The following is a 13,502-nucleotide window of genomic DNA, read 5'->3' as shown; positions in this document are numbered from 1 at the left end:
GGCGCGGGCAGGGGCTGGGCGAGAGGAGTGCGGCGGCACGCGCATTTGGGCCGAAACGGGCGCGGGGCTAGGAGGTTGGGGCCTCCAGCGCGCGGCGAATTTGGGCATCCAGCGTGCCGAGGGTGCAGGTGTAGGGGATGTGGGCGTTCATCCCCATGGCGCGCAAGTCGGACAGAGCTGGGGCCTTGCCGTCAGAGCAGGCGATCACCGGGATGTTGCGAAAGGCGCGGCCGGAGTTGCGGATTTGGGCCACGGTGGCGGGGCCGGAGAGGCCGGGCATATCGAGATCCATCACCGCAAGGTCGATCGGCCCGGCGAAGAGCGCCTCGATGGCCTCATAGCCATTGGCGACGGTGACAACCTGATGCCCGCCCGCGCGCAGAAGCTCGCGCAGGCTGTCTTGCTGGTGGGCCTCTGCGAGAGCGAGGAGCACGCGCATCGGGGCGAGGGGCAGCTGCTGTTTGGGCAGGCCCTTGGCCCCGTGCTGCCCCATCGGCGCGCTGCGCTTGCGGCGCTGGGCGAGGCTCTGTTCTGCCTCGGAGAGCACAGAGTCGAGCTGGGCCCGGAGGCTTTCGGCGGCCTTCATCACCTGCGCCAGCCGTGCGCGTTGCTCTTCGGGCAGGTCGCCTTGCTCCATCAGAGCTGCAAAGCCGAGGATGGCGCCAAGGGGTGTGCGGGTTTCATGCCCCAGTCGCTCCAGCAGCTCGCGCAGGGCCTCGCTGCCGCCCGCTTCGCGCCGGTCGCGGGCATCAAGCTCGCGCTCGGCATAGCGCGCGCGGCGGTCGTCGGTGATGACGGTCAGGCTGCGCAGGAACCGGCCCGAACTGTCTCGCATTGCCCCGGCGGAGAGCAGCACCGGAATGGGCCGCCCGTCGGCACGGATGAATTCGTAGGGGATATTGGTGACGCTGCCGCGCGAAAACAGCAGCGGCAGCCCGGTGGTGAGCGCATAGGCGCGCGATTCGGGCGACATGATATCGAGCGTGCGCTTGCCGATCAGGTCTTCGCGGCTGTAGCCGAGCAGGCGGGCCCATGCGTTGGAGACATTCAGCAGCGTGCCGTTTTCGTCAATGGAGTGCAGCAGCAGCGGCTCGGTGGAAAACAGGGCGTCGAACCCGGCATCGGGCTCGGTGGAGGCGTTCTGCAATTGTGGAAGAGGGCTCATTCCAGCCTTCCTTCATGGTGCATCATATTCTGCCCACGAGCCCTGCCCCCCGTGGTCAGTGCACGCTGCTTTGCCCCCCAAATCAAGCGAGTCTGCCAGTTTTTCACGATTTAATGCTGAAATCGGGCGCGAAAAGCCGGTTTTCTTACGACTTAAGTGTCATATGGCGCGATACTCAGCTGCGTGTGCCGGAAAACCGGGCGGCCCAATCTTCGCGCTCTTCGTCGGCGATCTTGGCGAAGAGCACATCGGGAACGGTGAAGCCATGCCCCGGTTTCAGCCTTGTAAGCGCGGCGGAAAGGTCGCCCGGCCATGAGCTGTCATCCGTGCCCATGTCTGCCAGCATCCGCTGGGCGGTGAAGGGGATGAAGGGGGCCGAGAGCACCGCGTAGAGGCGGATGAGGTTGAGCGCGAGGCGGATGTCTGCGGCTGCGGCCTCGGGATCTTCCTTGAAGGTGGTCCAGGGGGCTGCCGCTTGCAGAAATTCATTGCCCGCCACCCAGATCGAGCGGAGGGTGGAGGCCGCGCGGCGGACTTCGATGGCGTCCATCTGGGCGGTATACTCGGCAAACTTGCCTTGCAGGTCGTCGATCAGCGCGGCGCCCCGCTCGGAAAGCGCGCCCCCGGCGGGCACCTCTTCGCCCCATTTGGAGCGGCAGAACTTGGTGACGCGGGAAACGAAGTTGCCCAGCACGTCGGCGAGATCCTTGTTCACATCCTGCTGGAAGGTCTCCCAAGTGAATTCGGTATCGTTGGTTTCGGGGGCGTGGGAGAGCAGCCACCAGCGCCAGTAGTCGGCGGGGAGGATCTCCAGCGCCTGATCCTGAAACACGCCGCGGCCTTGGCTCGTGGAGAATTGGCCGCCTTCGTAGTTCAGGTAGTTGAACGATTTGATGTAGTCGACCAGCTTCCACGGCTCGCCGGAGCCGAGGATGGTGGCGGGGAAGGAGAGGGTGTGGAAGGGCACGTTGTCTTTGCCCATGAACTGGACGTAGCGGACATCATCGGCGCCCTCGTCGGTGCGCCACCACTTCCACCAGGCCTCATCCTCGGTGCCGTTGGCGTCGGACCATTCGGCCGCGCAGGCGATGTATTCGATCGGCGCGTCGAACCAGACGTAGAAGACCTTGCCTTCCATGCCCGGCCAAGGCTCTTGCCCGCGGCGCACCGGGATGCCCCAGTCGAGATCACGGGTGATGCCCCGGTCTTGCAGGCCGTCGCCGTCGTTCAGCCACTTCTTGGCGATGGAGGTGGTGAGGATGGGCCAATCGGTTTTGCTGTCGATCCATTTGGAAAGGTCGTCGCGCAGGCTCCGCTGGCGCAGGTAGAGGTGCTTGGTTTCGCGCACTTCAAGGTCGGTGGAGCCGGAGATGGCGGAGCGGGGTTCGATCAGGTCTGTCGGGTCGAGCTGCTTGGTGCAGTTTTCGCATTGGTCGCCGCGGGCCTTGTCATAGCCGCAGTTGGGGCAGGTGCCCTCGATGTAGCGATCCGGCAGGAAGCGGCCATCGGCGTTGGAATAGACCTGCTTTTCGGAAACTTCCTCGATCAGACCGTTCTCGGCCAGCGCGCCGGCGAAGTGCTGGGTGAGGCGGTGGTTTTGCGGCGAGGAGGAGCGGCCGAAGTGGTCGAAGGAGAGGCCGAATCCCTTGCCGATCTCGGCCTGCACCGCGTGCATCTCGGCGCAGAACTCGGCCACCGGCTTGCCGGCCTTGGCGGCGGCCAGCTCGGCGGGGGTGCCGTGCTCGTCGGTTGAGCAGAGAAACAGCACCTCGTCGCCGCGCGCCCGGCAATAGCGGGCGTAGAGATCGGCCGGGAGCTGGGAGCCGACGAGGTTGCCGAGGTGTTTGATGCCATTGATGTAGGGAATGGCGGAAGTGATGAGCGTGCGTGGCATGGAACGGCCTTCGTGTGCTGGGTTGGGCGGAGGGTTACAGCAGGGAAGCGTGGGGAGCAACGCCCGCGCGCGGCCAAACGGCCCACCCGCCCGCCCCCGTTTGGCCACGCGCGGGCTTGACGGGCTACGGGGTGAGGCCTAAAGGGGGGGGGCAAATTTATACCCGGGTAAAAATATGACAGACTCGCCCTACCTCTCCGCCCCCCTTTGGCCGCTCCTGCTGCGCACTGCGCTGCCAATCTCGATGGTGATGATGCTGCATGGGCTGCTCAGCGTGGTCGATGCGATCTTTCTGGGCCGCTACGTGGGGGCCGAGGCGCTGGCGGCGGTGACGCTGGTGTTTCCGGCGGTGATGCTGCTGGCGGCGCTGGGCACACTTGTCTCAAGCGGCATGGCCTCGGTGGTGGCGCGGGCGTTGGGGGCGGGTGACGAGAGCGGCGCGGCGCGGGCCTTTGGCGGGGCGCATGGGCTGGCGCTGGCGATCTGGCTAGGGGTCTGCGCACTGGGTACGCTGGCCGGGCCGGGGCTGGTGCGGCTTCTGGCCGATGGCGACGCGGCACTGGCGGGGATGGGCTGGCGTTACATTGCCATTCTGGGCGGCGGCGGGCTGATCGGGCTGGTGCTGACGCTGCAGACAGATGCGCTGCGGGTGGAGGGGCGGGTGCCCTTCATGGCGGGGATGTCGCTCACCGTGACGCTGGGCAACGGGGTGATGGACTGGCTCTTCATCGCTGTCTTCGGCTGGGGCGTCGCGGGCTCGGCACTGGCCACGCTGGCGGCGCAGGGGGCGGCTGTGCTGGTGGTGCTCTGGCTCAGGGCGCGGGGGCGGCTGGTGCTGGCGCTGCCCCGGCCCGCCCGGGCACGCTGGGGCGAGATGCTGGCGCTGGGTGCGCCGCAGAGCCTGAGCTTTCTGGGGATCGCGCTGAGCAGCGGGGCTGTGGTGGCAATGCTGCGCCTGCTGGACGGGACCGGGACAGAGGCGCTGATTGCGGCCTACGGGATTTACCTGCGGGTGATGGCCTTTGCCTTTCTGGGCATGCTGGGGCTGGGGCAGGCGCTTCAGGCGATTGCCGGCACCTGCCATGGCGCCGGGCTGCCCGCGCGGGCCAACGGGGCGTTGCGCCGGGCGATGGTGGCGGCCCTCGTCTATTGCGCGGTCATCGAGTTGGGGCTGATCGCGGCGCGTGGCACGCTGGGCGCGGTCTTTACCGAGGACGCGGCGGTGCAGGCGGCGCTTGCGGGTATTCTGCCGGTGATCCTCGCGCTTTACGTTCTGGTTGGCCCGGTCAGCATGGTGTCGACCTTCTTTCAGGCCATTGGCGATGCGCGGCGGGCGGCGCTGCTGGGGCTGTCGCGGGTGTATCTGCTGATGATCCCGCTGTCGCTGACCCTGCCGCTGGCCCTCGACGAGCGCGGGCTGTGGATGGCCCCGCCGATTGCGGATGTGGCGATGGTGGCGCTGTGCGTCACGGTGCTGTGGCGGCGCGCGCTGCGCCGGGGGCAGGGGCTGCTGGCTGTCTCGGGGTGAGGCTGCGGGGATGGCGGGGTGGGGCCGGCGCTACGGGTCCTTGCGCTGCCGCCCGGTGAGCAGGCCGATCAGGAAGCTGGTGCGCGGGGCGTAGACGTAGGGGGTGCGCTCGGCGCTGGTCGGGCGCGCGCGCATCCGGAAGGTGCCGATCACGGCGAGGGCCACATGGGCGGCGGCGATGAGCCAGAACAGCGCGGCGGGGCCGGTGGCGGCCATCAGCCATGAGGCGGTGAGGGGCGCGGCGATGGCCCCGGCGGCGAAGGCGAACATCAGCGCGGCGGAAAGCTCGACCCGTTCGTCATCCGACGCCCAATCGTGCGCGTGGGCGGCGGCGACCGAGTAGATCGGGAAGCTGGCGGCCCCGAAGATGGCCGCCGTGGCGAGGATGGCGGCGGTGGAGCCGGAGGTGGCGATGGTGGCGAGGCAGGCCAGCGTGGAGGCGATGGAGAGGGCGATGAGCACCCAGCGCCTGTCATAGCGGTCTGCGAGCCAGCCTGCGGGCCATTGCGCCAGTGCACCGCCGCCGATCCAGATGGCGAGAAACAGGCCGATCTGCTCGGGCGCGAGCCCCACGGCCTGGCCATAGACCGGGCCGACGGTGCGGAAGCTGCCCGAGGTGAGCCCGGCGGCCAGCACCGCCGCCCCGGCCAGCGGGGAGCGGGTGAAGGCGAGCGCGGGGCGCAGCCGGGGTGCGGCGGGCGTGGCGGGCTGGGCGGTGGTGGTGAGTGTCAGCGGCAGCAGGGCGGCGCAGCAGAGGATCGCCAGCAGGGTGTAGGCGGCATAGGTGGCGGGCTCCAGCATGCCAACGAGCAACTGGGCGAGCAGCGAGCCGCCCATGTCGACCAGCCGGTAGCTGCCCATCGCGCGGCCCCGGGTGGCGTTGGTCACCCGCGCCTGAAGCCAGGCTTCGATGACGGTGTAGCAACCGGCGATGCAGAGGCCCGAGGCCACCCGCATTCCGGCCCAGGCCCAGGGGGTGGTGAGCAGCATGTGGGCCAGCAGCCCGATGGCCCCCAGCGCGGTGAAGGCGGCGAAGGCGCGGGCGTGGCCGACAGAGCCCATGAGCCGGGGTGCCCACCAGCAGCCGAGGAAGAAGCCGGTGAAATGGGCCGAGCCGAGCAGGCCGATTTCGCCGGTGGAGAAGCCCAGCGTCAGCCCCGAGAGCGCGTCCATCGGCCCGAGCCCGCCCGAGGAGAGCTGGAGCAGGGCCACAGAGGCGAGCAGCGGGGCGAAGGAGAGCAGGAGGCGCATGGGGGTGGAGTAGCCCCGCTGGGCGGGGCGGGCCGGCTTGGGGGCGACGGGGGGTGTCGTTTTTTGCGGCAGGCTGTGTGGTGCTGCGGCGGTGGCTGCGGTTGCGGCGGCTTGGTTTGCGTGGAGGCACTGGCGGGGCGAGAGCTGCCCTAAGCGGTTTCTTTCAGTGCGGTGAGCGGGCTCAGCGTGAGCGCGGCGCGGGGGGCGGGCTGGGCGAGGTGCCATGCGGCGGGCGGGGCCATGCGGGCGCGCAGCCGCCGCAGCTGCCAGCGGGTGAGGCCCCGGCCATGAGCGGGGGCGGCGTGCCAGCGGCTTTCGATTCCGGGCGCGCCGCCCTTGCCGGGGGTCAGGATCAGCCCCAGCGGCGCGGGGCCTTCCGGCTCGCCCGCCGCGAGGTGCAGCCGCCGCACCGGGACCATCGCCGGTGGCGCGTCCAGTTCTGTGACCACCAGCGGAACCGCGCCCGAGCGCAGCGCCTCTTCCATGCACCAGAGCATCTCCATCGGGCGCCGGGCTCGCACCACCAGAAGCCGCCCCGGATCAATCCAGCGCACCACGCCTTCGCCGCAAAACCCGGCGTCCTGCCAGCCCGGGGTGATCCAGAGCACTGGCCCCGAAAGCCGCCCTGCCACCGCCAGCGCCAGCGTGCGGCGGGCGGAGCCGCAAAACTCGTGCACCCGCCCCGTGGCCAGCGCGAACTCTCCGGTGATTTCGCAGAGGCGGCGGGGCCGGTGGGGCATGTGAGAGAGCGGGTCATGGGGCATGGCGGCACTATAATGTTCGCTATTTGTTCCGTAAAGCCCTGTGCCACGGGGCTTGGGCCGGCCCTCGGCGCTTAGAGGTGGCGGAGCGGGACGAGGTGATTGTCCCACGCCGCATCATGGCGGGCGAGCAGCTGCGCCGTGCCGGTGGCAGAGAGCTGGAACAGCCCGCCCATGCCGTCGGAGGCCAGAAACCCTGCGCCAGAGGGGGCCAGACCGCAGATGTCGGCCCGCCGCCAATGGGCGACGAGAGCTGCCGTCTCGGCGTTGAAGAGTTGCACCTCGCCGCCGCGCGGCGAGGTGATGCCGACGAAGGCCCCGTCTCCCGAGAAGGCGACCGAACCTGCGTAGCCTTCCATCGCCAGCGCCCGCAGCGGCGGGGCCGTGCAGAGCCGTAGCGCAGCCCCGGCCTGCCAGAGGCCCAGCAGCGGCACCGGTTCGACCACGTCGCGTTGCCACTGCATGGCAAAGCCCGCCAGCCCATCGGGGCGCAGGGCGAGGTGGCGGATGGAGTTGGCGGCCAGTTCGGAGGGCAGCTCGGAGACCGTCAGCGGCCCGCGGTCGGGGGAGACCACGGCGAGGTTGGGGCGCATGTCGGTGAGGTTCAGCACCCTGCGGCTGTGGTCGGGGTGGGTTTGCAGCCCGCCGTTGGCGACCAGCAGGGTTTCGTCGCCCGGCAGGGTGAGGATTTCATGCGGGCCGATCCCGCCGGAGGGCACTTCGCCAATGCGGGCATAGCCCTCGTCAGGAGCCCAGAGGCCGATGACACCCCGGCCTGCCGCATAGTCGTTTTCGGAGGTGGCGAGCAGGGTGCCGCCGTGGAGGAAGGCCCCGTGGCCGTAGAAATGCCGCCCGTTTGGGGCCTCCAGCCGCGCGGTTTGCTGGCCGGTGGCGCAGTCGATCACCAGTGCAAAGCGGCCGGGACGGCGGGCGAAGGCAACCGCAAAGGGGCGTGTGGGGTGGGCGGCGGCGGCATGGCCCCGGTCGGGGAGCGGGATGCGAAAGCGCAGCGCCCCGGCGGGGGAGAGGCCACAGAGGCAGTAGGCGCCGGACGGGTCACGCGCGGCGGCAAGGTAGGCGGGCGCGCCTGCATCGGCCCATGAGCTGCGGGGCAGAGAGGCGGCGGCGGCGAGGCCTGCGAGGAACTGGCGACGGGGGAGCATGGGAGCCTCCGGCGGGTGGGGAATGGGCCGGTCAGTCGCCGTCGAGCGCGTTGAAGCCCTGGCCGACGTTCAGATGCGCGCCAATTTCGGCGGCGGCGGTTTCTTTCAGCAGGTCGAGGTAGGAGGTGAGGCTTTCGATCCCCATCCGGGCGACAGGATCTGCGACACCGGCGAAGGCGGGCTCATCGAGCTTGGCGAGCCAGCCTTGCGCGTCATCGAAGAGCGATGCGGTTTCGCTGGCGGTGCCATCGGCGAGCAGGTGCGCGAACTCGTCCAGCGCTGCCAGCGAGAGGGCGAGGTTGCGCTGGGATCGGCCCGAGCGCCAGGCTTCGGCGCGGGTGGGGCGGGGCCGTTCGAGCGAGCCGAGCGGGCGGGCGAGGCGGGCGTCGTCGTTGTATTCGATGCCGGTGATCAGCGCGGTGAAGAGCGCCTGCGCGGCCTCGGCGGGGGTGAGGTAGGCGCTGTTGCCCTCGGCCCCTGCCGTCAGCAGCGCATCGGCGGCACCGGGCCAGCCCGCCTGCAGGTTTTGCGCCTTGGCGGCGATGTCATGGGCGATGGCCTGCACCAGCGCGCAGGAATAGCTGCCGGGGGCATAGCCGGTGAAGGTGTCGTCGTAGAGCATCCGCTCCAGCGCCATGAAACCCTGCACAGCCACGGATTGCTGGGCGAAGCCTTCGGGCGTGGTGGTGGCCGGGTCTGCCGCCTTGGTGAGCAGGGAGAGTTGGCGGGCGGTGAAGCCCTTGGCATCGGGCCAGAACTCCAGCGCGAGGGGGCCGCCGATCTCTTGCAAGGGGCCGAGCGCGAGGTGCTGCACGCCGATCCAGCCGTCAAAGGCGGCGTGATAGGCGGGCTTCAGCGCCTCGGCGGTGCAATCGGCGCGGGCGGCCTCATCCAGCGCGGAGGCGGCCTCGGCGAAGGCGGCGTGACGGGGCTGGATGTGGCCTTCGATGGCCTCGGGCACGCCCGCCGAGAGCGGCGGCGCGGCGAGGAGGAGGAGGAGGAGCGCGGCGATCAGGAGGCGCATGTCTGTCCTTTCCGGGGGGCCGTGCCGGGCCGGCCCCCTCGTGTGGTGTTTGACGCGGGTTGTTGCCGGGGAGGCGGGCCGGGGCCTGCTCCTGGGTATCGGTTTCGTCCTTGAGCGCGGGGTGCGGGTGGAGACGATGGGACTGCTGGGGGAGTCTTAGCAGGCGGAAAACCGGATGCGCCAGCCCCGTGGAATGAGTGGATGGCGGGCGCTCACTCGCGTTTGTAGGCCTCATCCGCGCCGCGCAGCTCTGCCGGGGAGGCCAGCCCGTCGCGGTTGGCGTCCACCCGGCGGAAGGCGTAGCCGTAGGCCCCGAAGGTGACGATGGTTTTGGCGGTGGATTGCCCGGCCTTGGCCATGGCGCGCACGAAGCTGCGAAACTCCTTGCGTGTGAGCATGCCGTCCTTGTTGCGGTCGGCCCCGGTGAAGGCGTTTACCTCTGCCTTCGAGGGGTTCACCCCCTGTGCCACCAGCGGCGGGGCAGGCAGGATCAGCAGCAGGACCAGAAGCAACAGGGGCAGGATCAGGGGGGAGACCATGAGGGTGCGGGGGCGGATCATCTCAGGGCTCCTTGGGGGCCGGAACGGGGCGGTGGGGCGGCTGTTGCGGGCCGGTTTGGGGGGCGTTTTCTGGGCGGGGGGCCTCGGCTGTCCATGTCAGAAAGATGATGTGCCCGGCCTTGTTGCGCAAGTCCAGCGGGGCGAGCAGCGCGGGCACCATCTGCCGGCCCTCGCCCTGCCGCCAGAGCACCAGCGTTTGGCGCACGGCGGCCAGCAGGAGGCAGGCGCTGGAGCCGGGGGCGACGAGCAGGTCGGGTGGGGGCGTGCGGCGGTTGCTGAGGCCCTTGGGGCCGTGGTTGCTGGCGGGGTTTTCGAGGCAGATGCGGGGCGGGCAGGGCGCGGAGGTGCAATCAGGGCGGGCCGCCTCTGACATCACCACGATATCGCCAGCCGCGCTTTGCAGCCTGCTCGCCGCCAACCCCGGCGGCTCGGCATAGGCCTCGTCCGGCAGGGTCAGGGCCACGAGCAGACGCAGCAGGAGGATGGTCTTTGACAGGGGCACGGCGGCGGCTCCTCGGGCTTGGCGCGGCGGGGTGCAGCGCTTGGCCTCAAGGTAGCCGCCGGGGCCGACCGGCCCCATGGGGGGAACACCCCATTCAGAGCTCAGCTGACGGGTCCACCAGCCCTTCGCGCAGGGCGAAGGCCATGAGTTGCGGCACCGAATGCACATCGAGCTTTTGCATCATCGAGGTGCGGTGCTTGTCGACGGTCTTGGCGGAAATGCCGAGGTGACCGGCGATTTCCTTGTTGGAGTGGCCGGCGATGATCATGTTGAGGATCTGGCGCTCGCGCCCGGTGAGCTGCTCGCCTGCGGGCTTGTCCTTTAGCACCTCCATGAAGCGCGCCGCGATGTGGCGTTGGCCGCGCAGGATGCCGGGCAGCTTGGCGTAGAGCTCGGAGTTGTCGTCACCCTTGGAAAACAGCCCGTGCACGCCGCTCTCGACCAGAGACGCCACGATGCCGACGGCGCTGACGCCGGTGAGCACGACGATGCGGGTGTCGGGGCTCCAGCGTTGCACCTCCACCACCACCTCCACGCCGCCCGCCATCGGCATTTGCACGTCGAGCAGCAGCAGGTCGGGGCGGTGGGCGCGGCAGGCGGCGATGGCCTCCAGCCCGTTTTCGGCCTCTGCGACCACGGTGATGCCGCGTTCTTCGATATGGCCCGGGGTTTCTAGCGCGGAGCGCAATCCGCTGCGGACTATTGCATGATCGTCCGCGACAACCGCATGGTAGGCTCCACGCTCTTTCATCAATCCGTTCCTTTGAATGCCCTTGCCCGAAACCTGCCACGCCTGTCGGAATTTCCCCAGACTTTTCGTGCTTCTGGCCTGCATTCTGCTGGGCGGGGCGATGGCGCGGGCGGAGGGGGTGGTGCTGGCGCCGGGCGTGCAGAGCGCCGAGGTGACGCCTGCGCTGCGCTATTGGGCCTCGCTGGAAACCGAGGTGAGCGAGGCGCTTGCGCAATGGGAGGCGGGGGCGTTTGGCATTGAGCGGGTGACCACCTCTTACGGGCCCGGCTACTCGCCAGAGACATGGGCGGGCGTCACGATCACCAATGCCGCCCCGCTGGACGGGCGACCGCCTGACAGCTTTATCCTCACCTTCGATGCGCCGGTTGTCAGCGGTGTGCGGCTGTTTCTGATCCGCGAGGACGGGCTGACGGAAAACCTGATGGATTACTCCATCTTCGCCCCCTTCGACCCGCTCGATCATGCTGTCACCCGGCTGCGCGCGCCCGCCTTTGCCCTTGCGCCGGGCGAAACGGTGACGCTGCTGGCCCATGTGCAGACCGGGCCTTTTCCGACCTTCGGGATGGAGTTGCATAGCCCGGAGCACCTTGCCCAAGCGAGCTTTCTTTGGGGCATCGGGCTGACGGCCTTTTATGCCTTCGCCATTGCCTGCCTTGTCTTCTTTTTCGGCTTTCAGGTGGCGATGGGCAGTTGGACGGGCGCGATGAACTCGGCGATGTTTGCCGCATTCCTTGGGCTTGTCGCGGTGATGGACGGGCTGTTTTGGCGGTTTTTCTATCCGCAGCATCCGGAGTGGCAATCGACCGTGGGCTTCGGGATGCTCTTTGCGATCTCGGGGGCGGGCTTTTTGATTGCGGGGGCCGGGATTGGGGCGAAGGCGCCGCGTGCGGGGCGGGTGGTTTTGGCGCTGGCGCTTGTTTCGCTGGCGGGGTTTGCCATTTCTCTCGTGTCGCCGGGGCAGGGCACGGCGTTTTTGGCCTATGGGCTGATTGCGCTCATGCTGGGGTGCAACATCTTCTCGGCCCGCGCGGCGCAGGGCACCGGGCTTACACCGCCGGTGGGCGCGGTGCTGCTGGCGCGGCTGGCCACTGCCGGGGCTGTGGGCGCGATTGTGTTGATCGTTACCGGGCTGGGCGAGGCGTGGCTGGATGCGCCGCTGGCGATCCGCGCGGTGTTTTTCTTCATGCTGCTGGCCACGATGACGACGCTGACGGCCAATGTGATTGCGCTGCGCCGCCGCCATTTGAGCGCGGTGGAGGCGCGGGTGGAGGCGCTGGAGGCCGAGGCGGAGCGCAGCCGGGAGCTGCTGGAGGCCGAGCGCAACTACACCCGCGCCCGCGACTTGGCTGCGCTGCGCCAGCGCCAGCTTGCCACGGCCTCGCATGATTTGCGGCAACCGCTGATGTCGCTGAGGATGACCTTCGACACGCTGGCCGCAGAGATGAAGCCGGATGTGAAGGCGCGGTTGAATGAGGCGTTTGATTACCTCGCCTCGCTGGCCACGGGCTATGTGGATGAGAGCGTGCCGGAGGGGGGCGAAGAGGAGGGCGTCCTCGAACCGGTGGGGGAGGCCGAGGCCTATCCGCTTTCGGTGCCGCTGGGCACGGTGCGGCAGATGTTTGAGGGGGAGGCGGCGAGCAAGGGGGTGTTGCTGCGGGTGGCGGAGAGTTCGGCAGAGGTGACGGTGCCGCCGCTGGCGCTGATGCGCATTGTCACCAACCTTGTCTCCAACGCGATCAAATACACCACCGAGGGCCGGGTGGTGGTGGGGGTGCGGCGCGGTGGCGGGTTGCGGCTGGTGGTGGCGGATACCGGGCAGGGGATGAGCGCGGCGGAGGTGGCGCAGTTCAGCGAGGCCTATGCCAAGGGCGCGGCCTCGACCGGGCACGGGCTGGGGCTTTCGGTGTGCTTTGAGCTGGCGCGCGCCAACGGGCTGAGGCTGGAGGTGCGGTCAGAGCCCGGGCGCGGCACCTGCTTTACGCTGTGGCTTGAGGGTTAGGGACAAAGGCCGGTTGTGACCCTTGCGCCGCCGCGCCCGCAGATGTTGGCGCTGCCCAGCCCGGTGATGCGCCAGCCCGCACCGTCGCGCACCATCAGCACGCGCCAGGCCCTGCCGGCCACGGAGTCATCCGCCCAGCCGTGATCGAGCAGGTTGGCGGCGATGCGATCGCCCCGCTGCTCGAAAGACAGGGCCAGCCGGGGGCGGCCTTCTTCTGCGCTGGGAAAGTCCGGGCGGATGACGCCCGCGATGTCGAGCGGATCGGTGAGAAGGGTATCGGGCGCGGGCTCTTCGGTGAAGCCGTCGAGGCTGTGGGCCAGGCCGATCTCTTCCATCAGTGACGGCGCGGCGGGGGGCCAGAGCACCACCTCTTCGCCGCTGTCGAAGCTGGCCACGGCCCGCTCCAGCGTGACGCCGAAATCACCCAAGGCATGCTCGTAAACGAAGGCCCCTTGGCCGAGGCCCGGCGCGATCATGGAAGACACGGTGATGGTGCCGGTGGTGGCATCGGCGTTGAAGGTGGAGACCACGGGGGAGACGAGCACGCCGCCCCATTGCGGGTTGCGCCAATCCAGCGCGCCGTCGGCGGCATATTGAAACTGGAAGTCGGGGTTGGCGAAGAAGAGGGGCTGGAGGGTGCCTTCGCGCTCGAGGATCAGCACCGAGAGCTGGTCATGGGCGGTGGCGCGGCAGGGCACGGCGTGCAGGGTGCCGCCTGCGAAGGGCTGACTGCGGGCGGGGCCGTCTGCCGTGCATTCACCGGGCGCTGCGGCATCGCGCAGGGCGGTGAGATCGGACGGGCCAGCCGCCCCGGCGGGGGCGGCGGCGAGGCAGAGGCAGAGGGTGAAGGCGAGCGGGGCGAGGCAGAGGGCGAGAGGGGCGGCGAGGCGGGGCATGGGCTGTC

At 69.3% G+C, this 13,502-nt stretch carries 12 protein-coding genes; 2 read left to right on the top strand and 10 right to left on the bottom strand.

Features of this window, described 5'->3' with window-relative positions; all coding sequences use genetic code 11:
• Positions 1-67: 67 nt before the first annotated feature.
• Together FHY55_RS16170 and metG are read right to left on the bottom strand one after the other, a co-directional pair.
• Positions 68-1,165 carry a PAS domain S-box protein gene (locus tag FHY55_RS16170; protein ID WP_140015167.1) on the bottom strand — a complete coding sequence of 366 codons (1,098 nt, stop codon included), beginning with the start codon at positions 1,163-1,165 and terminating at the stop codon, positions 68-70.
• 175 nt (positions 1,166-1,340) lie between these two features.
• Positions 1,341-3,059, bottom strand: a complete 1,719-nt coding sequence (metG, locus tag FHY55_RS16165) for a methionine--tRNA ligase (RefSeq protein ID WP_140015166.1) — start codon at positions 3,057-3,059, stop codon at positions 1,341-1,343.
• A gap of 175 nt (positions 3,060-3,234) precedes the next feature.
• Here metG and FHY55_RS16160 point away from each other — a divergent pair, with 175 nt between their 5' ends.
• Complete coding sequence (locus tag FHY55_RS16160; RefSeq protein WP_140015165.1) at positions 3,235-4,587, top strand: MATE family efflux transporter; 1,353 nt, start codon at positions 3,235-3,237, stop codon at positions 4,585-4,587.
• 30 nt (positions 4,588-4,617) lie between these two features.
• On the opposite strand, the gene FHY55_RS16155 is transcribed toward FHY55_RS16160, so the two are convergent.
• The 7 genes from FHY55_RS16155 to FHY55_RS16125 all read right to left on the bottom strand — a co-directional run bounded on the left by FHY55_RS16155 (position 4,618) and on the right by FHY55_RS16125 (position 10,599).
• Positions 4,618-5,838 (bottom strand): MFS transporter, encoded by a 1,221-nt coding sequence (locus FHY55_RS16155; RefSeq protein ID WP_140015164.1) that lies wholly within the window; start codon positions 5,836-5,838, stop codon positions 4,618-4,620.
• A gap of 149 nt (positions 5,839-5,987) precedes the next feature.
• Positions 5,988-6,602 carry an ImuA family protein gene (locus FHY55_RS16150; RefSeq protein WP_168223034.1) on the bottom strand — a complete coding sequence of 205 codons (615 nt, stop codon included), beginning with the start codon at positions 6,600-6,602 and terminating at the stop codon, positions 5,988-5,990.
• A 71-nt stretch (positions 6,603-6,673) separates the two neighbouring features.
• Positions 6,674-7,762 carry a DUF1513 domain-containing protein gene (locus FHY55_RS16145; RefSeq protein WP_140015163.1) on the bottom strand — a complete coding sequence of 363 codons (1,089 nt, stop codon included), beginning with the start codon at positions 7,760-7,762 and terminating at the stop codon, positions 6,674-6,676.
• Positions 7,763-7,793: 31 nt separating this feature from the next.
• A complete protein-coding gene (locus FHY55_RS16140) occupies positions 7,794-8,786 on the bottom strand; it encodes an imelysin family protein (RefSeq protein ID WP_140015162.1) in 993 nt (330 codons plus the stop codon).
• Positions 8,787-8,998: 212 nt separating this feature from the next.
• Positions 8,999-9,346: an EF-hand domain-containing protein gene (locus tag FHY55_RS16135; RefSeq protein ID WP_140015161.1), complete on the bottom strand. Its 348-nt coding sequence runs from the start codon at positions 9,344-9,346 to the stop codon at positions 8,999-9,001.
• A gap of 1 nt (position 9,347) precedes the next feature.
• Positions 9,348-9,926 (bottom strand): hypothetical protein, encoded by a 579-nt coding sequence (locus tag FHY55_RS16130; RefSeq protein ID WP_140015160.1) that lies wholly within the window; start codon positions 9,924-9,926, stop codon positions 9,348-9,350.
• A gap of 16 nt (positions 9,927-9,942) precedes the next feature.
• Positions 9,943-10,599 (bottom strand): response regulator transcription factor, encoded by a 657-nt coding sequence (locus tag FHY55_RS16125; protein WP_140015159.1) that lies wholly within the window; start codon positions 10,597-10,599, stop codon positions 9,943-9,945.
• 16 nt (positions 10,600-10,615) lie between these two features.
• On the opposite strand from FHY55_RS16125, the gene FHY55_RS16120 reads away from it, so the two are divergent.
• Positions 10,616-12,598, top strand: a complete 1,983-nt coding sequence (locus FHY55_RS16120) for an ATP-binding protein (protein WP_140015158.1) — start codon at positions 10,616-10,618, stop codon at positions 12,596-12,598.
• On the opposite strand, the gene FHY55_RS16115 is transcribed toward FHY55_RS16120, so the two are convergent.
• The gene (locus FHY55_RS16115; RefSeq protein WP_140015157.1) at positions 12,595-13,494 is read right to left on the bottom strand and encodes a hypothetical protein; all 900 of its coding nucleotides are present in this window, start codon (positions 13,492-13,494) and stop codon (positions 12,595-12,597) included. The two genes, FHY55_RS16120 and FHY55_RS16115, sit on opposite strands and share 4 nt — an antisense overlap.
• Positions 13,495-13,502: the final 8 nt, after the last annotated feature.

The organism is Oceanicola sp. D3, from assembly GCF_006351965.1.
GTDB lineage: Bacteria > Pseudomonadota > Alphaproteobacteria > Rhodobacterales > Rhodobacteraceae > Vannielia.
This window is presented reverse-complemented; position numbering and strand designations above follow the sequence as displayed.

Bases quoted from the DNA above. Each gene is read 5' to 3' on its own strand.
- FHY55_RS16140 (WP_140015162.1), bottom strand. From the start codon at position 8,786: ATGCGCCTCCTGATCGCCGCGCTCCTCCTCCTCCTCCTCGCCGCGCCG.
- FHY55_RS16155 (WP_140015164.1), bottom strand. From the start codon at position 5,838: ATGCGCCTCCTGCTCTCCTTCGCCCCGCTGCTCGCCTCTGTGGCCCTG.
- FHY55_RS16135 (WP_140015161.1), bottom strand. From the start codon at position 9,346: ATGATCCGCCCCCGCACCCTCATGGTCTCCCCCCTGATCCTGCCCCTG.
- FHY55_RS16125 (WP_140015159.1), bottom strand. From the start codon at position 10,599: ATGAAAGAGCGTGGAGCCTACCATGCGGTTGTCGCGGACGATCATGCA.
- FHY55_RS16150 (WP_168223034.1), bottom strand. From the start codon at position 6,602: ATGCCCCATGACCCGCTCTCTCACATGCCCCACCGGCCCCGCCGCCTC.
- metG (WP_140015166.1), bottom strand. From the start codon at position 3,059: ATGCCACGCACGCTCATCACTTCCGCCATTCCCTACATCAATGGCATC.
- FHY55_RS16145 (WP_140015163.1), bottom strand. From the start codon at position 7,762: ATGCTCCCCCGTCGCCAGTTCCTCGCAGGCCTCGCCGCCGCCGCCTCT.
- FHY55_RS16120 (WP_140015158.1), top strand. From the start codon at position 10,616: ATGCCCTTGCCCGAAACCTGCCACGCCTGTCGGAATTTCCCCAGACTT.
- FHY55_RS16115 (WP_140015157.1), bottom strand. From the start codon at position 13,494: ATGCCCCGCCTCGCCGCCCCTCTCGCCCTCTGCCTCGCCCCGCTCGCC.
- FHY55_RS16170 (WP_140015167.1), bottom strand. From the start codon at position 1,165: ATGAGCCCTCTTCCACAATTGCAGAACGCCTCCACCGAGCCCGATGCC.
- FHY55_RS16160 (WP_140015165.1), top strand. From the start codon at position 3,235: ATGACAGACTCGCCCTACCTCTCCGCCCCCCTTTGGCCGCTCCTGCTG.
- FHY55_RS16130 (WP_140015160.1), bottom strand. From the start codon at position 9,926: ATGGGGCCGGTCGGCCCCGGCGGCTACCTTGAGGCCAAGCGCTGCACC.